General features: G+C 70.2%; 17 protein-coding genes. 7 read left to right on the top strand and 10 right to left on the bottom strand.

Annotated elements, in window-relative coordinates; all coding sequences use genetic code 11:
• From CYFUS_RS48215 to CYFUS_RS48200, 5 genes are read right to left on the bottom strand one after another with little or no spacing between them, the layout of a single operon-like run.
• Positions 1–1,650: a methyl-accepting chemotaxis protein gene (locus CYFUS_RS48215; RefSeq protein WP_095991377.1), complete on the bottom strand. Its 1,650-nt coding sequence runs from the start codon at positions 1,648–1,650 to the stop codon at positions 1–3.
• Positions 1,647–2,276, bottom strand: a complete 630-nt coding sequence (locus CYFUS_RS48210) for a chemotaxis protein CheW (RefSeq protein WP_095991376.1) — start codon at positions 2,274–2,276, stop codon at positions 1,647–1,649. The genes CYFUS_RS48215 and CYFUS_RS48210 overlap by 4 nt, the downstream gene beginning before the upstream one ends.
• A complete protein-coding gene (locus CYFUS_RS53640; protein WP_232537245.1) occupies positions 2,276–2,773 on the bottom strand; it encodes a hypothetical protein in 498 nt (165 codons plus the stop codon). Before CYFUS_RS53640 ends, CYFUS_RS48210 begins: the two co-directional genes overlap by 1 nt.
• Positions 2,770–3,771 (bottom strand): CheR family methyltransferase, encoded by a 1,002-nt coding sequence (locus tag CYFUS_RS53635; protein ID WP_232537244.1) that lies wholly within the window; start codon positions 3,769–3,771, stop codon positions 2,770–2,772. The genes CYFUS_RS53640 and CYFUS_RS53635 overlap by 4 nt, the downstream gene beginning before the upstream one ends.
• Positions 3,768–4,244 (bottom strand): chemotaxis protein CheW, encoded by a 477-nt coding sequence (locus tag CYFUS_RS48200; protein ID WP_095991375.1) that lies wholly within the window; start codon positions 4,242–4,244, stop codon positions 3,768–3,770. Before CYFUS_RS48200 ends, CYFUS_RS53635 begins: the two co-directional genes overlap by 4 nt.
• A 228-nt stretch (positions 4,245–4,472) precedes the next feature.
• Here CYFUS_RS48200 and CYFUS_RS48195 point away from each other — a divergent pair, with 228 nt between their 5' ends.
• Positions 4,473–4,937 (top strand): response regulator, encoded by a 465-nt coding sequence (locus tag CYFUS_RS48195; RefSeq protein ID WP_095991374.1) that lies wholly within the window; start codon positions 4,473–4,475, stop codon positions 4,935–4,937.
• Between the two features lie 12 nt (positions 4,938–4,949).
• Here the strand turns inward: CYFUS_RS48195 and CYFUS_RS48190 are convergent, their stop codons facing one another.
• From CYFUS_RS48190 to CYFUS_RS48180, 3 genes are read right to left on the bottom strand one after another with little or no spacing between them, the layout of a single operon-like run.
• On the bottom strand, positions 4,950–5,768 hold the full coding sequence (locus CYFUS_RS48190) for a helix-turn-helix domain-containing protein (protein WP_095991373.1): 819 nt from the start codon (positions 5,766–5,768) through the stop codon (positions 4,950–4,952).
• A 35-nt stretch (positions 5,769–5,803) separates the two neighbouring features.
• Entirely contained in the window at positions 5,804–8,005 is a 2,202-nt protein-coding gene (locus tag CYFUS_RS48185; RefSeq protein ID WP_095991372.1) for a cation:proton antiporter, read from the bottom strand.
• 60 nt (positions 8,006–8,065) lie between these two features.
• The gene (locus CYFUS_RS48180; protein WP_198316386.1) at positions 8,066–9,358 is read right to left on the bottom strand and encodes a PAS domain-containing sensor histidine kinase; all 1,293 of its coding nucleotides are present in this window, start codon (positions 9,356–9,358) and stop codon (positions 8,066–8,068) included.
• 346 nt (positions 9,359–9,704) lie between these two features.
• Between CYFUS_RS48180 and CYFUS_RS48175 the strand changes: the two genes are divergently transcribed.
• Together CYFUS_RS48175 and CYFUS_RS53630 are read left to right on the top strand one after the other, a co-directional pair.
• The gene (locus CYFUS_RS48175; RefSeq protein ID WP_095992667.1) at positions 9,705–11,279 is read left to right on the top strand and encodes a phytoene desaturase family protein; all 1,575 of its coding nucleotides are present in this window, start codon (positions 9,705–9,707) and stop codon (positions 11,277–11,279) included.
• A gap of 50 nt (positions 11,280–11,329) precedes the next feature.
• Positions 11,330–12,643 carry an RIO1 family regulatory kinase/ATPase gene (locus CYFUS_RS53630; protein ID WP_095991370.1) on the top strand — a complete coding sequence of 438 codons (1,314 nt, stop codon included), beginning with the start codon at positions 11,330–11,332 and terminating at the stop codon, positions 12,641–12,643.
• Here CYFUS_RS53630 and CYFUS_RS52105 read toward each other — a convergent pair.
• Positions 12,640–12,810, bottom strand: coding sequence for a hypothetical protein (locus CYFUS_RS52105; protein ID WP_198316385.1), 171 nt, complete (start codon positions 12,808–12,810; stop codon positions 12,640–12,642). The two genes, CYFUS_RS53630 and CYFUS_RS52105, sit on opposite strands and share 4 nt — an antisense overlap.
• Before the next feature lie 211 nt (positions 12,811–13,021).
• Here CYFUS_RS52105 and CYFUS_RS48160 point away from each other — a divergent pair, with 211 nt between their 5' ends.
• The 3 genes from CYFUS_RS48160 (at position 13,022) to CYFUS_RS48150 (ending at position 19,869) form a co-directional block, all read left to right on the top strand.
• Positions 13,022–13,258: a hypothetical protein gene (locus tag CYFUS_RS48160; RefSeq protein ID WP_095991368.1), complete on the top strand. Its 237-nt coding sequence runs from the start codon at positions 13,022–13,024 to the stop codon at positions 13,256–13,258.
• Between the two features lie 118 nt (positions 13,259–13,376).
• Complete coding sequence (locus CYFUS_RS48155) at positions 13,377–16,223, top strand: hypothetical protein (RefSeq protein ID WP_095991367.1); 2,847 nt, start codon at positions 13,377–13,379, stop codon at positions 16,221–16,223.
• A 328-nt stretch (positions 16,224–16,551) separates the two neighbouring features.
• Positions 16,552–19,869 carry a CARDB domain-containing protein gene (locus CYFUS_RS48150; RefSeq protein ID WP_232537896.1) on the top strand — a complete coding sequence of 1,106 codons (3,318 nt, stop codon included), beginning with the start codon at positions 16,552–16,554 and terminating at the stop codon, positions 19,867–19,869.
• A 92-nt stretch (positions 19,870–19,961) separates the two neighbouring features.
• Here CYFUS_RS48150 and CYFUS_RS48145 read toward each other — a convergent pair whose 3' ends face one another.
• Entirely contained in the window at positions 19,962–20,465 is a 504-nt protein-coding gene (locus CYFUS_RS48145) for a hypothetical protein (protein ID WP_095991366.1), read from the bottom strand.
• 129 nt (positions 20,466–20,594) lie between these two features.
• On the opposite strand from CYFUS_RS48145, the gene CYFUS_RS48140 reads away from it, so the two are divergent.
• Positions 20,595–22,424, top strand: coding sequence for an ABC transporter ATP-binding protein (locus tag CYFUS_RS48140; protein ID WP_095991365.1), 1,830 nt, complete (start codon positions 20,595–20,597; stop codon positions 22,422–22,424).
• Positions 22,425–22,507 lie beyond the last annotated feature (83 nt).

Raw genomic sequence — 22,507 nt, 5'->3', positions numbered from 1 at the left:
TCATGCGGCGCGTCCGTACTCGCTCAAGAGGCTCTTGAGCTTCTGGCCCATGGCGTTGAGGTCCTGCATGGCGCGCTCGGTCTGCCGGGTGCTGGTGAGCGTCTGCTGGGTGGCCTGGCTCACGTCGCGCATGGCCTGGCGGATCTGCCCGATGCCGGTGGCCTGCTGGTTGGCGGAGGCGGAGATCTGCGCCGCGGTGAGCGACGCCTGGCCGAGCAGATCGCCCAGCGTCTGGATGGTGCTGCCCGCCTGCGACACCACGCGCGTGGCGGTGGTCACGCTCTTGGTGCCCTCCTCCGTGGTCATCACCGCGCTCTGGGTGGCCTTCTGGATCTGCCCCAATATCTGCCGCACCTGGGCGGTGGCCTTCTTGGACTGGTCCGCGAGCGCCTTCACCTCGGCGGCCACCACGGCGAAGCCCCGGCCGTGTTCACCCGCGCGGCTGGCCTCGATGGAGGCGTTGAGGGCGAGCATGTGCGTCTGCTCGGAGATGTCGTTGACGGTGGTGATGATGTCGCCGATGGCCTGGGCCTGCTCGGCCAGGGCGAGGATGCGCGAGGCGATGGACTCCACCTGCTCGCGCACGGCGACCATGGAGGTGACGGCCTCGTCCACCGCGCGCCGGCCGTTGCGGCCCACCTCCTCGGCGTGGCGCGCCGACTCGCTCACCGTGCGCGCGCGCCCCGCCGCCTCCTCGGACGTCTGGGCGATCTCCTCGACGGTGCTCACCGTCTCGGCCACCGCGCTGCCCTGCTCCTGGGCGCCGGCCACCTGCTCGGTGGTGCTCACCAGGACCTCCGCCGTGGTGCCCGCGAGCTGGTTGACGAACTCGGCCACCGTCCGCAGGGTGTGCTCGCGCTCCGCGGCCTGTTTGGCCAGCTGCGCCTCGGCCTGCTGGCGCCGCTCGGCCATGGCGTTGAAGGCGGTGGCGAGCTCCCCCGTCTCGTCGTCGTTCACCACGTCGATGCGGTGGGCGAAGTTGCCCCGGCCGATCTGATCCGCGCCCGCCACCAGCTTGTCCATGGGGCCGGTGATGCTCCGGGTGATGAACCAGCTGCCCAGGCTGACGACGAGGAAGCCGAGCAGCGTGCCCACCGCCAGCACCCAGATGCTGCGCTGGGCGCTCTCCTTCGCCTGCCGCTCGTTGTTCTCCCAGCGCTGATCCTCGATGCGCAGCATCTCGTTGAGGAGATCCCGGATGCGGTCCATGTTCTCCTTGCCCTGGCCGGAGCGCACGATCGCGAGCACCGCGTCGGTCTGGCCCTGCTGGCGCAGGGTGATCGTCTTCGCCAGCTCCGTGAGCTTGTCGCCCACCAGGGGCTCGAGCCGGTCGAGCTGGGTCTGCTGGGCGGGCTCGTCGCGCAGGTAGTCGCGCAGTTTGGAGATGTTGGCGTCCAGGTTCCTGCGCGCCTGGTTGTAGGGCTCCAGGTAGCTGGTGTCGCCGGTGAGGATGAAGCCGCGCTGGCCCGTCTCGGCGTCCACCAGGTTGGCGATGACCTCGCGCATGAGGCGGGCCTGTTCGCGGCTCTCGAGCAACAGGGTCGTCGTCTGGGTGATCTGCTGCGCGCCCTGGTAGGCCACCGAGGCCACGGCGAGCAGCGCCAGCAGCGACAGGCCGAAGCCGAGGGCGATCTTCTTCCCGATGCTCATGGAACCCTTTCCTCGGAGAGGTCGAAGAAGAGGCGACCATCCCCCAAGAGCGCCTCCCCCTCCAGTACGATGATCCCCTCGCGGGTGATGCCCGACACGAGCGTTCGCTCCTGTCCATTCAGCGCCGCGGGAGGCGGCAGGAGCGAGTCGCGGGTGAGCGAGAGCACCTCCTGCACGTGATCGACGCGCAGGCCCAGCTCCGCGCGGTTCAGGCCCAGCACCAGCACGGGGCCGTGTTGGGTGGGGGCGGGCCGGCCGAACAGGGGCGCCAGCTCCACCACCGCGAGCACCTCGCCGTGCAGCAGGGTGACCCCGCGCAGCTGCGGGGGCGCGCCGGGCAGGAGCACGCGTTGCTCCGAGGTGCGCAACACCTCGCGCACGAAGCGCGTCTCCAGCGCGTAGTCCTGCTCGTCCACGTGGAAGAGGACGAGCTCGAGCTGGTGGCCCGGCGCGGCCGTGGGCTCGGCGGTGCGGGACAGCCGCCGCGCGCGCTCGTCGAGCACCGCCTGCTCCTGCTCGGGATCGGACTGGAGCGAGGCCTCGGTCGAGGCGGCGAGCCGCGCCAGCCTCCGGTAGGCGGCGCTCCAGTCCAGCCCGCGCTGCTTCATGTCCTCGTCGTCAGGCATCAGCCCTTCTCCTGGGAGTCATCCAGCCGCTGGAGTTCCTCGCGTGCCACGCGCATGAGCCGCTCGGCGCGCTCGCCATCGGCCAGGGGCACGGGCTGCTCGGGAGGCAGTGCCGCGCACAGGCCGGCGGCGGTGGAGAAGGCACGTCGTGCTCCCTCCAGCTCGCCCTGGCGCCGCAGGATGTGGCCCAACATGAGGTGCGCCACCGCGAGACCCGGCTCCAGGTAGAGCGCCTGGCGCGCGGCGCGCTCGGACTCGCGCAGCCTTCCCTGACCCAGCAGCACCAGGGACTCGAGGTAGCGCGGCTCCACGGCCAGCGGGTGGCGCTCGCTCGCCTCGGCACAGGCGCGCAGGGCGGCCGGCGCGTCGAAGTTGGCCAGGGCGCGGATCGCCACCCCCGCGGCCTCCTCGTCGCCCGGCACCGCCGCGGCCAGTCGCGCCGCCTCGCGCCAGTCCCCCCGGGCCAGCGCCTGTCGGGCCTCGTCCAGGCCGCTCACCACGGACGTCGCGGGCGGGGGCGGCGCGGGAAGGGAGGGCGGCGCGAGGGCCGGCGCGGGGAGTGGGGGAGGGGCGCGGTGGGAGGTGGGGCGTGAGGGAGCTCGGACGAGGGCGGCACCACCTGGAGCGGGGTGTGGCGGAAGGAGCGCAGCCGGGTGGGCCGGGTCGCGTCCGGGCGGTGGTAGACGATGCCCCACTCGGTGACGATCGTCTCGAAGGGGGCGAGCCCGTTGAGCGGGGGATCCGAGGGGCCGGTGATGAGGAAGCCGCCGTCGGCGAGCGTGGCGTGGAGCCGCCGGGCCACGCCCTCGATGGTGGGGCGGTTGAAGTAGATGAGGACGTTGCGGCAGAAGATGATGTCCATGCCCCACACGCCCAGGGGGGTGGAGGGCCAGGAGTCCTCGGCGAGGTTGAGGTAGTCGAAGCGCACGTGGGAGCGCACCTCGGGGGAGAGCCGGTAGCGCTTGCCGTCCGGGCGCAGGTAGGGCCGCATGTGCTCGGTCCACGGGCCGCGCAGGGACCACTCGCCGTAGCTCGCCTCCTCGCAGCGCGCGAGCGCCGCGCGCGACACGTCCGTGCCCAGCACCTCCATGCGCCCGTGGCCCTCCTTCATCAGGAGCACCGCCAGCGAGTAGGGCTCCTCGCCCGAGGAACAGCCCGCGCTCCACCCTCGCACCACGTGCCCCTCGCCCCGGTGCTGGCGCAGGTCCGGCAGCACCTCCTGGCGCAGGAAGTCGAAGTGCTCGGGGTTGCGGAAGAAGTACGTCTCCCCCACGGTCAGCTCGACGAGGAGATCATCCAGGGCGGCGCGGTCCGTCTCCAGCAGGGGCAGGTAGGCGGTGAAGTCCTCGGCGAGTCCCGCGCGGGCCATGGCCCGGTCGATGCCCTCCATGGCGGCCGCGAGGCAGCTGGGCGCGAGCAGGCCGGCGCGCGCGGCGACGAACTCGAGCACCGCGGTGTAGCCCCAATGCCGCCAGGGGGGCGTGGAGTCGCTCACCGCGCGCTACCCTCGTGCGTGAGCGCGTCCTCCAGCTCGAGCGCCTCCGCCTCCGACAGGAAGGTGCGCAGGTCATGCAGGAGCACGAGCCCGTCGGGCAGCTTCACCACCCCGGCCACGTAGCCCACGCCGGGCAGCTCCCGGGGCGTCGTGTCCAGGGCGTGCGGCTCGAGCGGTTGAATGCCCTCGGCGCGATCGACGCGCAGCGCCATGACGCGGCGCCCCGCCTGGGTGATGATGAAGTGGTCGGAGGGGAGGAGTCGGCGGGCGGGCAATCGGAAGCGGCGGCGCATGTCCAGCACGGGGATGAGTTCTCCGCGCAGGTTGAACAGGCCTTCCACGACGGAGGGCGCCCGGGGCAGGGGGGTGAGGCGGACGGCCCGGACCAGCTCGCGCACGTCCTCCAGCGGCAGGGCGTAGCGCTGCGACTCCAGTATGAAGAGTAGGATTTCGCGAGCGGGGGGCGGCGCCATCGGCGGTTCATCCTATGCAGTCCGGCGCCGGAGTGCCTACCTCGATGGCTCGGGGGGAAGCGGGCGCAGGCACGAAGATGGCATGTGGGCGTTCAGTGGTTGATGCTGGGTAATGTCTCCAGAGCCGCCATCGCGGGGCTCGAAACGTTGGCTTTTCGACACGTGCTGTTGCACGCTTGCCGTACTGTCCTACCTTCCCGCGTTTTCCGCTGAAAGTGAGCGGTCCCCATGCTTCCTCCCTGCGCATCCGTGCTCGTGGTCGAAGCCCAGCTCGACGTGCTCGAGGCCATTCAGGCGGCCTTGGAGTTCGACGGGTATCGGGTGGCCGCGGTGCTGGGCTCGAAGGGCGCGCTCGAGGCCCTGGAGCGGATGGGGCGGCCGGGGCTCGTGCTGTTGGACGAGACGCTGCCGGAGATGGAGCGCGCGCGGCTCATCCGGTTCATCCGCCAGGAGCCGACGCTGCGCTCGGTGCCCATCGTCCTGCTCTCCGTGGACGAGCACATCCGCCTTCCCGAGGTGCAGGCGGTGCTGCGCAAGCCCTTCAACCTCGACCGGCTCTACACCGTCGTGAGGACGTACTGCGAGCCGCGGCGGGAGGAGGAGGGCCCCGTGCATTCCGCGTCCGCCGAGGCCTCGAGGTCAGAGGACGAGGCGGGGGGGGCGCAGCGGGCGCGGGGCCTGTCGCGGTCGTAGGGGCGCTGGCTTTCAGCGCAGGGATTCCAGCTCCGCCAGCCGTGTCTGCACCTGGGAGGGCTGCTCCGCGTCGGAGAGCCGCCCGGCCAGGCCATGGCTCGCCAGCCTCGCCACGTGGGCGAGCCGCATGAGCCGGTGCGTGCGCGGCTCCCCGTCCACGAGCACCACGAGCAGCCGCAGGGGGATGCCGTCCGGGGTCTCGTCGGGCAGGGGCTGGGCCAGGCTCACCAGGGCGGCGAGCGGTGGGGTGTTCTCCACGAAGGCATGGGGCACCGCCACCCCGTTGCCCACGGCGTTGGAGGACTCGGCCTCGCGCCGCCGCAGCTCCGCCACCAGTTGGGACGCGCTCACCCCGGGCAGGTCCGCGGCGAGCCGCCCCGCCGCCACGTCCAGCGCGTCCTCCAGCGCGGAGCACGTCAGGCGCAGCACCATGCGGCCGGGGGTGAGCACCGGGCCCAGCCCCGGCGTGGGCGCGTCCGGCCAGGGCGTGGGGGCGGGAAACTCCGCGTCCAGGAAGGCCCGGACGCGCAGCAGTTGCTCGGAGGTGAGGCGCCGGCGGGAGATGTCCATCAGGAGCGCGGTGGCGCCGGGCACCTCCTCCAGGTAGTTGGCCACGAAGGGGCTCTGCCGGTGCGCCACGTCCATGAGCAGCGTGGGGGGGACGTTCAGCTCACGGGCGATGGCGGCGAGCCGCTCGGGCGTGGGCACCGCGTCCACGCCGTTCTCCACGCGGCTCAGGTAGGCGCTGGACACGCCGATGCGGCGCGCCAGGTCCCGCAGGCTCAGGCCCGCGTCCACTCGCAACAAACGGAGGGTGGCTCCTGGGTGCATGGTGTCGGGGGGGCTCCGTTTTCGGGTGCTGGGGGTCAGGAGGCACCGCCGCCAGCCCGCAGGGGCTCGGCCGGCGGGGCATTGGTGCCGGCCAGGGGGGTGGTCTCGGCGGCGGGCTTCTCGGCGGGCTTCGGCTGACGCACGACGAGCATCGACAGGTTGGAGTCACGCACGAGCCGCTCGCGCTGCAGACCGAAGAGGTGGCCCTCCAGGCCCCACTCCGCGCCCACGCCCACCACCATCAAGTCGTAGCCACCCTGGGCGGCCTCGGCGAGCACCGCGTCCTCGGGCGAGGCGTGCGCCACCACCTTGAGGTGCACCTGGCTGGAGGCCCCGGGGAAGAGCTCGTCGACGAGCAGCCGCGCCGGCGTGCGGCCCGGCTGCGGCGTGGGCGACGTCACGTGGAGGATGGTCACCTCCGCGCCCACTCCCTTGAGCAGCCGCCGCGCCAGTCCCAGCGCGGCCCGGTCATGCCGGCTGCCGCTGTAGGGCACCAACACCCGGCGCACGTTCTCCAGGCCCCGGTCCACCAGCACGGCCACGTCCGCGGCCGCCTCGCTCATCACCTCGTGCACGGTGCCGCCGAGCACCGTCTGGCCGAAGAGCGGCTTGTGCCAGCCGAGCACGATGAGGTCCGCCCGCTTGGCCTCGGCGGTGCGGCAGATGTCGAGCCCGGGCTCGGCGGACACGAAGGACAGCGGACGCACCTCCAGGCCCGTGCGCTGCGCGCGCGTGAGCAGCGCCGCCATGGGGCCGTCCTCTCCCGCGCGCTGCTCCACCTGGAGCGCCGGCGTGTGCTTCAGGTGGAAGGAGGCGCGCTCGGTGGGGGGAATGAGGTGCAGGGCATAGAGCGAGCTGGGCGTCTCGGTGCCTCCGGTGAGTGCCCGCCCGAGCGTCACCATGCCCGCGCCCGCCTGACCATGCGACACGCACATGAGCAGGGTGAAGGGCTGCACGGTGGGCAGCGTCAGCGGCGGAGGCGTGACGGCGCGCTCCAGGGCGAGCTGCTCCGGCGGGTAGATGACGCGCAACAGCGGCGTGGTGAGGAACGTGGTCACCAGGGCCATCACCACCATCATCGTGAAGAGCGTGGGCGAGATGACGCCCAGGTCCAGGCCGAGGTTGAGCACGATGAGCTCCATCAGCCCGCGCGTGTTCATCAGGATGCCGATGGCACCCGCCTCGCGCCAGCTCGAGCCCGTCAGCCGGGCCGCCACCGCGCTGCCGCCGAACTTGCCCAGGCACGCCAGGAGGATGATGAGGCCGCACATGAGCCAGTGGTCGGTGCTGTTGAGCAGGCCGATCTGCGTGCGCAGGCCGCTGAAGGCGAAGAAGAGCGGCAGCAGCAGCACCACCGCCACGTCCTCCAGCTTCTCCGCGAGCGCCTCGGCGAGGCCGCCCTCCTTGGGGATGATGGCGCCGAAGAGGAAGGCGCCGAAGAGCGCGTGGATGCCGATGAGCTCCGTGGCGAAGCTCGAGGCGAGCAGCATGATCAACGTGAGCGCCATCACGTTCTGGTTGAGCCCCTCGCGGCTGGCCACGCGCGCGCCCAGCCGGGCGAGGAAGGGCCGCACCGCGCCCATCATGAAGGCGATGTAGCCCAGCGCGACGAGGGTGGTGATCGCCGCCTCGGCCAGGTTGGTGGCCCGCACGATGGAGACGACGAAGGCGAGCAGGCACCACGCCGTCACGTCGTCCACCGCCGCGCAGGTGATGGCCAGCGCGCCCACCTTCGATTGCATCAGCCGCCGCTCGGTGAGGATGCGCGCGAGCACCGGAAACGCCGTGATGCTCATCGCCACGCCCATGAAGAGCACGAACGAGCTGAAGGGCACCGACGGGTCGCTCAGTCGCGGGTAGAACCACAGCGCCGCCCCCGCGCCCAGCGCGAAGGGGACGACGATGCTCGTGTGGCTGATGACCACCGAGGCGTGGCCCCGCCCCTTGAGCAGTCGTGGATCCAACTCCAGTCCGATGAGGAACATGAAGAGGATGAGCCCGACCTGGCTGAGCATCTTGAGCACCGGCATCGAGCTCGCCGGAAACAGCGTCTCCATGGCCGAGGGCCACAGCCATCCGAGCAGCGAGGGGCCCAGGAGGATGCCGGCCAGCACTTCGGCGATCACCAGCGGTTGGCCCAGTCCCCGCACTCCCCGTCCCAGCAGCCGTGACAGGCCGATGATGACGATGAACTGGGCGATGAGCAGACTGACCGCGCTGAGGGAAAAGGCGTGCACTCGGATCCTCCTGGCGGGTTAGGTGTTAAGTGAGCACTTACCAGCCACTGGCCGGACGCGTCAACCCAAGGGGGGTGGGGGCAGGTGGGGCTGGATGCGGGGCAGCCGGACGGTGAAGGTCGTTCCCTTGCCCGCGCTGGAGCTCACGTCGAGCTGGCCCCCGTGGGCGAGCACGATCTGCCGCACGATGTAGAGCCCGAGCCCGAGCCCATCCCGGTTGGAGGGACCGGTGCCGGGGCCGCGGCGGAAGGGGTCGAAGAGCACGGGCAGCAGCTCCGGGGGGATGGGGGGCCCGAGGTTGTGGACGGTGAGCACCACGTCCTCCACGCTCTCTCCCCGCAGGGTGACGCGCACGGGCCTGCCCTGGGGGCTGTAGTGGACGGCGTTGCTCACCAGGTTGGAGATGACCTGGTTCAGCCGTCCCGCGTCCCACTCGCCCGTGCCGTGCCCGAGCACGCGCAGGCACACGCGCGCTCCGGGCAGGGACATGCGCACCTCGTCCAGCGCCTCGCGGCAGATGGCGGTGAGGTCGCCCACCTGGGGATGCACGGGCATGCCGCCGCCCAGCCGGCTGCGGGTGAAGTCGAGCAGCTCGCCGATCATCCGCGCCATGCGCTCGGTGCTGGCGCGGATGCGCCCCACCATGCGGTGCTCGTTCTCGTCCAGGTGGTCGGAGCGGTCGAGCACGCGAGCCGACAGGTCGATGGCGCCCAGGGGGTTGCGCAGATCGTGCCCGACGATGCCGAGGAAGCGCTCGCGGAACTCGGCCGTCCGGCGCAGCCGCTCGAGCGACTCGGCGCAGCGGTGCTCCATCTCCAGGCGCTCGGTCTCATCGCGCGCGATGAGCACGGCGCCCGCGGACGAGCCATCCGGGTGGTACAGGGGAATGGCGGTGCCGTTGAGGATGCGCAGGGTGCCGTCCGGGCGGCGCACCCGCCAGCGCGCGTTCCTCACGTGCTCGCCCCGGAGGGCGCGGTAGAGCGGCATGCCCTCCAGGGGCAGGGGGCGGCCGTCCAGGGTGAGCAGGCCGAAGGTGGTCCAGTCCCGCTCGGCCACCGCCAGGTGCGAGACGCCATGCAGACGCCTGGCCTCCGCGTTGAAGATGCGCAGCACCCCCTGCGCGTCCGCCATGATGATGGCATCACCACTCTGCTCCACGAGCAGCTCCAGCACCGATGCCCACTCTCCTCCGACGCGGGACGGGGGGGACTCTTCTCGGGGGGGCGAGTGCTCCGGCTCCGAGCGGGCCCGCGCTCGCGGCCGGGGCGGGTGGACGAGCCAGGCGCCGAGGGCTTCGGTGAGGCTGTTCATCGCCAGGTATCCCTGGGAGAGCACGGTGAGCAGCCGTTCCATGCGCGAGCCTGCCTCCTGCCCCGGGTCTTCCTGGCGCGAGGGCCGCTCGGCGCCGGCCCCCGGGCCCGCTCCATGCGTTATCACTCTCCGTGCGGGAAGCACCGGGGGAGCGGTGCTCCAGGGCCCCGGCCGCGCCAATACCGGCTGGGGGATGGCGAGAGAGCCACCGCCCATCCGGAGGGCCCTGAGAGCCTGGAGAATGACACCCGCGACGGCCTTTTTCATTCGTGCGGGACAACGTTCGGAGCGCCGGAATCCGTACCCTGGGTGTCAGGTGGAGGGCAGCGATGGAGCTCGCCCGTCAGGAGGGCTGGATCTCTGCTGGGTTCCAGGCATCGTGTGGGACATGGTTCGTCACGTCATCGTCGTGGGAGCGGGGCCCGGGGGTTTGTCGGCGGCAATCAACCTCGCGGGCCTGGGCTTGAAGGTCACCGTGGTGGAGAAGGACGCGGTGCCCGGAGGCCGGATGAAGGGGCTCACCCTCGGGGATGCGGGCGAGTACGCGCTGGACACGGGGCCCTCCATCCTCCAGCTCCCCGGGGTGCTCGAGAGCATCTTCACGCGCGCGGGCAAGCGCATCTCCGACTACGTGAAGCTGGTGCCGCTGGACACCAACACCCGGGTGCACTTCTGGGACGGCACCCACCTGGACACCACGCGCGACGCGGCGCGCATGGAGCGTGAGGTCTCCAAGTTCGGCCCCGACAAGGCGCCCGCGCTGCGTCGCTGGCTGGAGGAGGGGCGCGAGAAGTACCCGCTCGCCTACGAGAAGTTCATGGCCACCGCGGCCGACAGCCTCGGCTACTACGCGCCCTGGCGCCTGTTCCCCACGCTGCGCTTCAAACCCTGGCAGACGCTCTACAAGCACCTGGACGGCTTCTTCCACGACGATCGCATCACCTACGCGCTGGCCTACCCCTCCAAGTACCTGGGGCTGCACCCCACCAACTGCTCCTCGGTGTTCGGCGTCATCCCCTATCTGGAGCTGGCCTTTGGCGTGTGGCACGTGGAGGGGGGCTTCCGCGCCCTGGCGCGCGGGATGATGAAGTGCGCCGAGGACCTGGGCGCCACCTTCCGCCTGGGCACGCCGGTGGAGCAGGTGCTGGTGGAGTACGGCCGCGCGGCGGGCGTGCGGCTTCAGGGCGGCGAGCGGCTGGAGGCGGACGCGGTGGTGGTCAACGCGGACCTGCCCTACGCGGCCCAGCAGCTCGTGCCCTCCGAGTCTCGCGCGGGCACCCGGCTGACGGACGCCGCGCTGCAGAAGGCGAAGTACTCGTGCAGCACCTTCATGGCCTACTACGGCCTGGACCGCGTCTACGACGAGCTGCCCCACCACCTCATCTACCTCTCCGAGAGCGCGCGGCGCACCGACGCGGACGCGCTGGAGGACCGCCAGGTGGACGTGGACGACCCTCCCTTCTACGTGTGCAACCCGTGCGTGACGGACAAGAGCGGGGCGCCCGCGGGCCACTCCACGCTCTACGTGCTGGTGCCCACGCCCAACACCTCGCGCCCCGTGGACTGGGCCGCCACCGAGCGCACGCTGCGCGAGCGCCTGCCCACGATGTTGGAAAAGGTGGGCATGAAGGGGGTGCGCGAGCACATCCGCGCCGAGCGCTACTTCACCGCGGAGACGTGGCGGGATGACTTCAATGTCTTCCGGGGCGCGGTGTTCAACCTGTCCCACACCTGGATGCAGCTCGGGCCGCTGCGCCCCCATGTGAAGAGCCCCAACGTGGAGTCCCTCTACTGGGTGGGGGGGGGCACGCACCCGGGGAGTGGCTTGCTCACCATCATGGAGAGCGCCAATATCGCCGCGGACTACCTCTCACGGGAGGCGGGCAGGGGACCGCTGGCTGACTGGCCGTACGTCCCGCCCATCGAGGGAGCGTCCGAAGGGGCCCGAGCACGAGTGGGCTGAGCCTCCCGGAAAGACGTGATAGAACCCAGGGACCTTCGCCGCGAAAACGAATGAACGAAGCGCTCCAAGTCCTGCTGACCGATGGTGTGATTGACGAAGTGGTGGGCCGCCTCAAGAGTGGCAAGGAGGCGGACGTGTACCTTGTGCGTCACGGTGGCGAGGTGGTGGCCGCCAAGATCTACAAGGAGCGCGAGCACCGCAACTTCCGCAACAATTCGGGCTACCGCGAGGGGCGACAGGTGCGCAACAGCCGCACCGCGCGCGCCATCGCCAAGGGCAGCCGCTTCGGCGTGGCGGCGGCGGAGGAGGCATGGAAGACCGCCGAGGTGGAGGCGCTCTTCAAGCTGCACGCGGCGGGCGTGTGCGTGCCCCGGCCGGTGATGTTCTACGAGGGCGTGCTCCTCATGGAGCTGGTGCTGGACCTGGAGGGCCACCCGGCGCCGCGGCTGGAGGAGGCGCAGCTCACGCCGGAGGAGGCCTCGGCGCTCTACTTCGACCTGCGCAACCAGGCCATCCGGATGCTGTGCTGTGACTTGATCCACGGCGACCTGTCCGCGTTCAACATCCTCCTGGGCAACCGGGGCGCCACCATCATCGACTTTCCCCAGGTGGTGGGCGCGGCGGCCAACAGCCAGGCCGAGCATTTCTTCAGGCGCGACATCGAGAACCTGCGCCGTTACTTCGAGACGGTGGACCCGAGCCTGCGCGCGCGCGCGGGAGACGCGGCGGAGATCTGGCGGGCCTACGTCAAGCGCGAGCTGACGCCGGACTTCGAGCCCACCGGGCGCTTCCAGGGAGAGCCCTCGCGCGAGCGGCGCTTCTCGGGCGGTCCGCGCGCGCAGGATGGGCGGGGCCCTCGCCCCCCGGGTGATCGCCCGCCGCGCCGGGACGCGGACGCTCCCCGGCCCTTGCGCGACCAGGGGCCACGGGAGCAGCAGCAGGGCCCCCGGGAGCAGCAGGGGCCTCGGGAGCAGCGGCCACCGCGTGATGCGCGGTCCTTCCAGCAGCAACAGGGTCCCCGGGAGCAGCGGCCGCCGCGCGAGGGGCAGCCCTTCCAGCAGCAGCAACAGGGTCCCCGGGAGCAGCGGCCGCCGCGCGAGGGGCAGCCCTTCCGGGAGCAGCGGCCTCCACGAGGCGATCGCCCTCCACGTGGCAACGCGGATGCTCAGCGTCAGGCGGGGCTTTCGGGTCCGCGCTCCTCGCAGCCACCGGGCCCGCGGGGGCGTCCGATGGACCGTCGGGGCGATCGGCCCGAGCGCGGTGGGCCGCATCCGGGCCGCGGCGGGTCGGGTCCCCAGGTCTCCTACGTCCAGAAGAACCCGGTGCTTCCCCCGTCCCCCGCCAAGCCGGACGACGAGTCCTAGAAGTAGCGGGTCTGCTTGAGGCTGGGTTGGCACGCCACCTCGAGGAAGGTGGTACTGCGACCCCGGGCGAGGACCCAGAGACATCGCACGACACAGGCTGCTCCGAACTCCCGGTAGATGATGCCGAGGTTCTCGAGCACCTCACGCCCAGTGATGACTCCGCGCATGGCACGCTCCTTCGGTGTGATGCGCTCCTCTGCAAAGGGTTTGCCGAGTCCCTCGGGGGACGTGGAACCGGCCTGTCCGGCCGTGAACGTCTCAAGGGTCCCGTCCGCCGTTGGCCCGTGCGCGTGAATCTGCGTCCGAGTGGGATTGCCGGTCTGGAACACTGAAGTTCCTACAACCCGTCGTCCGCTGTCCCCACCTCAGGAGGTTTCCATGCGCCGCACCGTCCTCGCCGCCCTCGTCGCTTTTTTCCTCGGTGGCTTCACGCAGCACGCCCTCGCCGAGGGGCAGCCCAAGCTGGACGAGGCCCTCGTCCACCTGCGTTATGCGCTGGCCGCGCTCAACGCCGCGCCCGATGACAAGGGGGGCCACAAGGCCAAGGCCATCGAACTCACCCAGAAGGCCCTGGAGCAGGTGAACCAGGGCATCGCCGCGGGCGGCAAGCGCTGATCCTCCCGGCGCAACTCCCGGCTCTCGAGATTCGATAATCTCCCATCTCGGTATTTTGGATACATCCCCGCCGCCGGCCTGACCGGTGGGCGCTCCCAGCTTTTCGCGAGGTTGCATCATGGCGATCGACAAGGCCGGTGGTTCCAAGCCCCAAGCCCCTTCCAGGTCCTCCGAGGCGAAGCCCGCCCAGGGCCCGGCGCGGCCCGTGGCGGCTCCGGCGGTGCCGGCACGCAACCAGGTGAAGCCGCAGCAGCCCAAGGGGCGAGATGGTTTCGAGCGGGGCATGACGCCCGCCCAGCAGCAGCAGCGGTTGGGGTCCACCCCGGCGGTGGCGCCGACGCAGGCGCCGGCGGCTGCGGACCGCAAGGTGCTGGAGAAGCTGGGCCTGACGGCGGAGGACGTGCAGAAGGCGGGCCCGGCGCTGCCGCACCTGCAGAAGGCGGCGGAGTCGGTGCTGCAGGGACACCCGGAGCAGGCGTTGGGGCACCTGCGTGATGCGGCGTTCGCCGCGCCCGAGGTGGCCACGAAGGCGCTCAAGGGGCTGGCGCAGAACCTTCCGCCCGGGCTGGGCCGGACGCTGCTGACGGATGACCGGGTGGCCCGCGAGCTCATCACCAACGCGGGGCTGCACGACTCGTTCGGCAAGCTCATGCGCAACCCGACGGACACGGGGGCGCTGCGCGAGCTGCTCTCCAACAACTCGGCGCGCGACGCGGTGCTGGGCGCGGTGGGCAATGATCCGGCGGTGAAGGGCCAGTTGGAGCGCATTGGCCTGACGCCGCAGGATCTGGTGGACGCCGGAGCGGCGGCGCCCAAGCTGCTGGAGGCGTTCGAGAAGATCCAGCAGGGGGACGTGAAGGGCGGGCTGGAGTCGGTGCAGGCCGCGGTGCAGGCAGCGCCCCAGTTGGCGGCGAAGATTGGCGAGAAGGTCGTCAATGCCTTGCCCCAGAGCGTGAAGGCGCAATTCCAGAAGCTGGGCATCACCGAGCAGCAGTTGCGCTCGGCGGGCCCGGCACTGCCGCACCTGTACGAGGCGGCGGATGCGGCTTCCAAGGGCGACTGGGGCAAGGCGTTCAACGGCTTGCGCGAAGCGGCCATCTCGGCGCCGGACCTGACCACCCAGGCGATGAAGGGACTGGCGCAGCAGTTGCCCGCGCAGCTTGGCGCGGCGAAGTCGCTGCTGACGGACGATGCCTTCCTGCGCCAGGTGGTGACCAACCGCGACCTGCACTCGCAGGTGGGCAAGCTCTTCAACGAGCAGACGCGCATGGAGGGCCTGCGCGGCCTGCTGGGCAACGATGCCGCGCGCAACGCGGCGCTCTCGGCCATCGGCAAGGATCCGGGCGTGCAGGGCATGCTCGCGAAGGCGGGCCTGGAGCCCAAGGATCTGGTCGAGGCAGGGGCCGCCGCGCCGCACCTGTTCGACGCGGCGCGGTCGTTCGCCGACGGGAAGATCAACGAGGGCATCGACGCGCTGAGCAAGGCGGCCGAGGCGGCGCCGGAGCTGCTGAACAAGCTGGGCGAGCGGCTCGTGAGCAAGCTGCCCGAGGGCCTGCGTAACAACATCACCGCCCTGGGCATCACCCCGTCCGAGCTGATCCAGGCGGGCAAGGGACTGCCGGATCTGCTCAAGGCGGGTCAGGCGCTGGGCCAGGGGGACTTCCAGGCCGCGATCACCAACCTGCGCAACGCGGCGGGGAAGATTCCGCCGTCCATCGTCGAGAAGGCCATCACCACGACGGCGGCGAAGCTGCCGGACAACGCCTTCTCGGGCATCGCGCGCTCGCTGCTCACCGACCCGAACCTGGTCCACCAGCTCGTCACCAACCCCGAGCTGCACGCCTCGTTCAACAAGATGATGTCGGGCGACCTGGTGCAGGGAGCCCGGGAGATCCTCGGCAACGCGACGGTGCGGGACGCGGCGGCCCATGCGCTCGCCCAGAACGCGGGCTTCATGGAGAAGCTCAAGCCGTTCGGCATCCAGAACGGCGCGGACCTGGCGGCGTTGGGCGGCACGGCCTTCGACGTGATGGAGGCGGGAGCCCAGTTCGCCCAGGGCAAGCCGGGCGAGGCGCTGCGCTCGCTGGGCAAGGCGCTGGGGGACATCCCGCCGGACCTGCGCGGACGCATGGTGGGCGCGCTGGCCGACAAGCTCCACGTGCCCGAGTGGGCCGGAGACACGCTCGCCGCGGCGGCGAGCCTGCTGGGCAACGAGCAGGTGGGCAAGGCGCTGGGGGATGCGTTCGGCGCGCTCCAGCGTGGCGACGTGGGCGGCTTCCTCTCCGGCATCGCCACCACGGGCAAGACCATCGCCCAGACGGCCCCCGAGGCTGCCAAGGCGTTCCTCAACTCGCTGTCCAAGATTCCGGGCAGCATCGGCCGGCTGTTCGAGGATCACGAGCTCAACGCGGCCATGGTGGACTCGGGCGCGGTGACCAACATCTTCGAGGCGGCCGAGAAGCTCGGGCGCGGCGACGTTGGCGGGGCGCTCGCGGAGATCGCCGAGACGGGCACCGCGCTGCTGGGCCAGGGAGAGCACTTCAAGGTGGCGGGCCAGGAACTGCCCTTCGGGAGCCAGGGCATCGAGAACCTCACGCGCATGTTCGGCCGCTTCGTGGACGCGCTGCCCGAGGAACTCAAGGAGCGCATCGCCACGGAGGCCGCGAGGTTCGGCGCCAAGGCGGGCCTCAAGTCGGTGCCCATCCTCGGCAACATCGTCAACGGGGTGAGCGCCATCGGCAGCGCCAAGGACCTGGTCGACGCCATCCGCGCCGAGCCCAAGGACGCGCTCAACATCGCCCTGGCGGCCGGTCAGCTCGGCCTGGACGTGGCGGGCGTGGTGCCCGGACTCAACAGCATCACGGGTCCGCTCCAGGCCATCCTCGGCACGGCCAAGGTCGTCAAGGGAGCGGCGGACTTGATCGGAGACGTCCGCGAATTCCAGCGCGGGCTCGTCGGATTCTGACGCACTGCGCAGGGCGCTCCTCCCCACGCGGTGGAGCGCCCCTTGTCGCGATGCGTCGTCACGCCGGAATGGAGAGCTGTCTGGATGGAACTGACATCGCTCGGCCGGTCGGGTTTCGCTCTGTCGATTTTGGTAACCCGAGACCCGTTGTGCACGCCTCTAAGACGGAATGGCGAATTTCACCCATCGTCTGAGCAAGGCGTCATTCATGGACAATTTCAAACATTCAAGGCGACTGTTTCATGTCGCATGTGCGATTCCATTCCTCACGGGCGCGTGCACCCCGGCGGGTGGTTCGTCTGACAGACAAGACATCACGCCGTTGAGCGTGGCGGTCGTCGCGCGGAGCGCGTCCCTGGCTTCGACCGTGCTCTCCGCGGGCAAGCCCGCCTCCGCCAGCAGTAGCAACGCCCCCTACACGGCGAACAACCTCACCGACGGCAACCAGGGCTCCTACTGGGAATCGACCAACGGTGCCTTTCCCCAGTGGGCCCAGATCGACCTGGGCTCGGCCGCGACCGTCGAGGACATCGTCCTGCGGCTCCCGGCCGACTGGGGGGCTCGTGACGAGACCCTGTCCATCCAGTCCTCCACCGACGGCTCCTCGTTCACCACCCTCAAGGCGAGTGCGTCCTATACGTTCAGCCCGTCCACGGGCAACGCCGTGACGATCGACGTCCCGGACACGTCCGCGCGCTACGTGCGCGTCACCCTCACCGCCAACACCGGCTGGAACGCCGGCCAGCTCTCCGAGTTCGAGGTCCGCGGCACCGCCAGCACCCCGACCGACCCGCCGCCGAATCCGCCCACCGGCAGCAATCTCGCGCTCGGCAAGCCCATCGTGGGCTCCTCGACGGAGTGGCAGTTCGTGGCCACCAACGCCAATGACGGCAACGCCGACACCTATTGGGAGGGCGCGGGCGGCCAGTACCCGAGCCACCTGACGGTCTCGCTCGGCACGAGCGTCGACCTCTCGGGCGTCGTCCTCAAGCTTCCTCCGGCCGCCGCCTGGTCGACCCGCACCCAGACCTTCGAGATCCAGGGCCGCGCTCAGGCTGGCGGGTCGTGGACCTCGCTCAAGGCCTCCGCGGCGTACACGTTCAACCCGGCGACCGGCAACACGGTCACCGTGCCGTTCACCGGCACCGCCGCCGACGTCCGGGTCGTCTTCACGAGCAACACCGGGTCCGGCAACGGCCAGGTCTCCGAGCTCCAGGTCTACGGCACCCCCACGGCCAACCCCGACCTCACGGTCACCGGGGTCACCGCGACGCCGGCCTCGCCGATCGAGTCCGACGCGATCACGCTGACGGCCACGGTGAAGAACATCGGCACCCGGTCGTCGGCGGCAACGACCGTCAACCTCACCGTCGACGGCACCGCGGTCGCCACGGCCTCCGTCGCCGGTCTCGCGGCCGGTACTTCCACGACCGTGTCGGCGTCGATCGGGAAGAAGGCCGCCGGGTCCTACACGATCGGCGCCGTCGTCGACCCGGAGGGCTCCGTCATCGAGCAGAACGAGGGCAACAACGCGTTCAGCAACCCGACCCGGCTCACGGTGTCGGAGGCTCCCGGGCCCGACCTGCAGGTGTTGAGCATCAGCCCGAATCCGGCGAACCCGGCCGTTGGGGCGCCGGTCACGTTCAGCGTGGCGGTGAAGAACCGCGGGACCACGGCGGTCGGGGTGGCCACGGTCACCCGGGTCGGGGTGGGGGGCCGCACGCTCGATGCCACCACTCCAGCCATCGCCGCCGGTGCGACCGTCACCGTGACCACCAGCGGTAGCTGGACCGCCACGAGCGGGGGCGCCACCGTCACGGCCACGGCCGACGCGACTGGAGTCGTCGCCGAGACCAACGAGAACAACAACACGTTCTCGCAGTCGATCGTGGTCGGGCGTGGGGCGGCGGTCCCGTGGGTCACCTACGAGGCCGAGGCCGGCCGCTACCAGGGCACCCTGCTGGAGACGGACGCGCTGCGGACCTTCGGGCACACCAACTTCGCCACCGAGTCCTCGGGTCGCAAGTCCGTGCGCCTGAGCAGCACCGGTCACTACGTCGAGTTCACCTCGACCAACCAGGCGAACGCGATCGTCGTGCGCAACTCCATCCCCGACGCGCCGAACGGAGGTGGCCAGGAGGCCACGATCAGCCTGTACGCCAACGGCACTTTCGTGCAGAAGCTGACGCTCTCGTCGCGGCATAGCTGGCTGTATGGGAACACCGACGGTCCGGAGGCGCTGACCAACGCGCCCCAGGCCGACGCTCGGCGGCTGTTCGATGAGTCGCACGCGCTGCTCGCGCAGTCCTACCCGGCTGGCACCACGTTCCGTCTGCAGCGCGACGCGACGGACACGGCGTCGTTCTACATCATCGACCTGATCGACCTCGAGCAGGTGGCACCCGCGGCGAGCAAGCCCGCCGAGTGCACCTCGATCACGAACTACGGCGCGGTGCCGAACGATGGGATCGACGACACGGAGGCCATCCAGCGGGCGGTGACGGACGACCAGAACGGCGTCATCAGCTGCGTGTGGATTCCCGCGGGGCAGTGGCGGCAGGAGAAGAAGATCCTCACCGACGATCCGCTCAACCGCGGGATGTACAACCAGGTGGGCATCCGGAACGTCACGATCCGCGGCGCGGGCATGTGGCACTCGCAGCTCTACACCACGATTGAGCCGCACAACCAGACGGCCAGCATCAACCATCCCCACGAGGGCAACTTCGGCTTCGACATCGACGACAACGTGCAGATCTCCGACATCGCGATCTTCGGCTCTGGCCGGATCCGTGGTGGAGACGGCAACGCCGAGGGCGGCGTTGGTCTGAATGGCCGGTTCGGCAAGAACACGAAGATCACCAACGTGTGGATCGAGCACGCCAACGTGGCGGTCTGGGTGGGCCGCGACTACGACAACATCCCCGAGCTGTGGGGTCCGGCCGACGGCCTGCAATTCAGTGGCATGCGCATCCGCAACACCTACGCGGACGGCATCAACTTCAGCAACGGCACGCGCAACTCGCAGGTGTTCAACTCGTCGTTCCGCACCACCGGTGACGACTCCCTGGCGGTCTGGGCCAACCCCTACGTCAAGGACCGCGCGGTGGACATCGCCCACGACAACCACTTCATCAACAACACCATCCAACTGCCCTGGCGGGCCAACGGCATCGCGATCTACGGCGGTTATGGCAACACGATCGAGAACAACCTCGTCTACGACACGATGAACTACCCCGGCATCATGTTGGCCACCGACCACGACCCGCTGCCCTTCTCGGGGACGACGCTGATCGCCAACAACGGGCTCTACCGGACCGGTGGCGCGTTCTGGAACGAGGACCAGGAGTTCGGGGCGATCACGCTGTTCCCGTCGACCCGCGACATCGTCGGCGTCACCATCCAGGACACCGACATCGACGACTCGACCTACGACGGCATCCAGTTCAAGAATGGTGGCGGCAACATGCCGAACGTCGTGATCAGCAACGTGCGGATCAGCAACTCGCGCAATGGTGCCGGCATCCTGGCCATGAGCGGCGCCCGCGGCAACGCGACGCTGACGAATGTCACCATCACCGGTTCGGCCGATGGCGACATCGCCAAGGAGCCGGGGTCGCAGTTCGTCATCAGCGGTCCATGAGGTGACGCGTCCGTGACGCGAACGAGGACCTCCGGCGCGTGGCGACGTCTCCACGCTCCGGGGGAGCCTCGCCGCTCACGGATGGACGGTCCCTAGCCGAGCTTCTGGATGAAGGCGGCGGCGAGCTCCGCCTTGCGCGCGGCCTTCTCCTTGGCGGGCAGTACGAGGATGCGCTCGGGGGGGAGCACCTTGCGCGCCTTGTCCTGGAGCAGGGTGCTGTACTTGGTGACGTAGTCGTCGGCGATCTTCTGGGCCATGCCCGTGGCGAGCCCCAGCATGCGCTGCTCCTCCAGCCCCGTGAAGTCGAGCACACAGGCATCGGCCTGGCCGAGGTAGAGCAACCAACTGGTGCTGTAGAGCCCCACGCGCGGCTGGTCCCCGGCGATCTTGTCGAGCGCGGCCTTGTAGAAGGGGGCGAGCTGGGGGTTCTCCTTGGTGTTGCCGCTGAGCAGGGGCCGGGCGTCCTTGTTCTTCGCCAGCTCGTTGATGATGGCCTCGTTGTCCACGAAGGAGAGCCGGGACGAGGCACAGGCACTGGCGATCCAGGGGGCGGAATCCGCGGGCTCGTTGTCGAAGACGATGACGAAGCGCTTCATCGGGACGGCTCCAGGAGGAGAGGGGCCGCGCCATCATAGCCCTGGAACACGGCGGGCGGATTGTCCAAGTCCGTTCGGGGAGCAGGCGGGCATGCGGCATATGACGGAGAGACGCGTTAGAGAGGGAACGTGCCTCCTCCGCGTCCGAAGCCTCCTCCTCCCTCGCTCAAGATCCGGTTGAAGAACGCGGGCAGCCTCTTCCGGCAACTGCCCGGCACCTTCCGTCTGTTCTGGGAGGCGAGTCCCCGGAGCGCGGTGGCGCTCGCGGTGCTCACGCTCGTGGCGGCGATGATGCCGGCGGCGATCGCCTGGGTGGGCAAGCTCATCGTGGACGGGGTGGTGGCGCGCGAGGGGGTGTTGCACCTGGTGGCGCTGGAGTTCGGGTTGATGGTGGGCTCGACGGCGTTGGAGCGCTCCCTGGCGCTGGTGCGCGAGCTGGGGCGGGCCAACCTCGGCAACCTGCTCAACGAGCGCATCCTCCACAAGGCGCTGGAGCTGGAGCTGCGCCACTTCGAGGACTCGGAGACCTACGACAAGATGCAGAACGCCCGGCGCGAGGCCAGCAGCCGGCCGCTCTCGCTGGTGATGGATGCCTTCTCCATCGTGCGCAACCTGGTCACGCTGTCCACGTACGCGGTGCTGCTCGTGTCGTTGTCCCCGTGGAGCGTGGCGGTGCTGGTGGCGGCGAGCATCCCGGCGTTCATCGCCGAGGCGCGGCTCGCGGAAGAGGGTTTCCGGCTCTACTCGTGGCGCGCGCCCGAGGGCCGCAAGCTCAACTACCTGGAGTGGATCCTCACGCGCGACAGCCACGTGAAGGAGGTGAAGGTGTTCGGCCTGGGGCCGCTGGTGCTCGGCCGCTACCGCACGCTGTTCCAGAAGTTCTTCCAGGAGGACCGCTCCCTGGCGCTGCGGCGCATGGGCTGGGGGTTGAGTCTGGGGCTCGTGTCACTGGGGGCCTTCTATGGCTGCTACGCGTTCGTGGCGAACCGGGCGTCGCTGGGGGCTATCACCGTGGGTGACATGGTGCTCTATCTGGGGGTGTTCCGGCAGGGCCAGGGCGCCTTCCAGGGCATCCTGTCGAGCGTGGGCAGCATGTACGAGGGGGCGCTCTTCATGAGCAACCTCTTCGCCTATCTGGACATCCCCACCGGCCAGGAGGCACCCCGGATGCTGCCGGCCCGCTCTCCGCCCCGGGGGCACCACAACGCCATCGAGCTGCGTGACGTGTCGTTCCGCTACCCGGGCAAGGAGGCCTGGGCGCTGCGCCACCTGTCGTTGCGGCTGGAGCCCGGCGAGAAGCTCGCGCTGGTGGGGGAGAACGGCGCGGGCAAGAGCACCCTCGTGAAGCTGCTCCTGCGGCTGTACGAGCCCACCGAGGGGGACATCTTCTACGGGGGCGTCAACCTCAAGGACATGGATCCGAAGGACCTGCGCTCGCGCTTCGGCGCGGTGTTCCAGGACTTCGTGCGCTACCAGTTCAACGTGTCGGAGAACATCGGCCTGGGTCACGTGGAGGCGCTGGAGGACCGGCCGCGCATCATCCGGGCGGCGGAGCAGGGCGGGGCGAGCACCGTCATCGAGGCGTTGCCGAACCAGTACGACACGATGCTGGGCGGCTGGTTCGACAATGGGCTCGAGTTGAGCGGAGGGCAGTGGCAGAAGCTGGGCGTGGCGCGTGCTTTCATGCGCGAGGACGCCGAGGTGCTCATCCTCGACGAGCCCACGGCGAGCATCGACGCGGAGTCCGAGCACGCCCTCTTCGAGCGCTTCCAGCAACTGGCGGCGGACCGCATCGCGCTCGTCATCTCGCACCGCTTCTCCACGGTGCGCATGGCGGACCGGATCGCCGTGCTCCACGGCGGACAGGTGGAGGAGCTGGGCAGCCACGCGGAGCTGATGGCGCGCGGCGGCCGCTACGCGCACCTGTTCAACCTCCAGGCCCGCGGCTACCGGGACTGAAGCGTCATTCACGAGCGGTGCGGGGTTCCCCGCGTGGGGCCTACCCGCGGATGACTTGCGATGGGGCGCTCAGGAGATAAGAG

Origin of the sequence: Cystobacter fuscus (assembly GCF_002305875.1) — a bacterium.
Lineage (GTDB): Bacteria > Myxococcota > Myxococcia > Myxococcales > Myxococcaceae > Cystobacter > Cystobacter fuscus_A.
This window is presented reverse-complemented; position numbering and strand designations above follow the sequence as displayed.

Bases quoted from the DNA above. Each gene is read 5' to 3' on its own strand.
- CYFUS_RS48215 (WP_095991377.1), bottom strand. From the start codon at position 1,650: ATGAGCATCGGGAAGAAGATCGCCCTCGGCTTCGGCCTGTCGCTGCTG.
- CYFUS_RS48210 (WP_095991376.1), bottom strand. From the start codon at position 2,276: ATGCCTGACGACGAGGACATGAAGCAGCGCGGGCTGGACTGGAGCGCC.
- CYFUS_RS48200 (WP_095991375.1), bottom strand. From the start codon at position 4,244: ATGGCGCCGCCCCCCGCTCGCGAAATCCTACTCTTCATACTGGAGTCG.
- CYFUS_RS48195 (WP_095991374.1), top strand. From the start codon at position 4,473: ATGCTTCCTCCCTGCGCATCCGTGCTCGTGGTCGAAGCCCAGCTCGAC.
- CYFUS_RS48190 (WP_095991373.1), bottom strand. From the start codon at position 5,768: ATGCACCCAGGAGCCACCCTCCGTTTGTTGCGAGTGGACGCGGGCCTG.
- CYFUS_RS48180 (WP_198316386.1), bottom strand. From the start codon at position 9,358: ATGGAACGGCTGCTCACCGTGCTCTCCCAGGGATACCTGGCGATGAAC.
- CYFUS_RS48175 (WP_095992667.1), top strand. From the start codon at position 9,705: ATGGTTCGTCACGTCATCGTCGTGGGAGCGGGGCCCGGGGGTTTGTCG.
- CYFUS_RS53630 (WP_095991370.1), top strand. From the start codon at position 11,330: ATGAACGAAGCGCTCCAAGTCCTGCTGACCGATGGTGTGATTGACGAA.
- CYFUS_RS52105 (WP_198316385.1), bottom strand. From the start codon at position 12,810: ATGCGCGGAGTCATCACTGGGCGTGAGGTGCTCGAGAACCTCGGCATC.
- CYFUS_RS48160 (WP_095991368.1), top strand. From the start codon at position 13,022: ATGCGCCGCACCGTCCTCGCCGCCCTCGTCGCTTTTTTCCTCGGTGGC.
- CYFUS_RS48155 (WP_095991367.1), top strand. From the start codon at position 13,377: ATGGCGATCGACAAGGCCGGTGGTTCCAAGCCCCAAGCCCCTTCCAGG.
- CYFUS_RS48145 (WP_095991366.1), bottom strand. From the start codon at position 20,465: ATGAAGCGCTTCGTCATCGTCTTCGACAACGAGCCCGCGGATTCCGCC.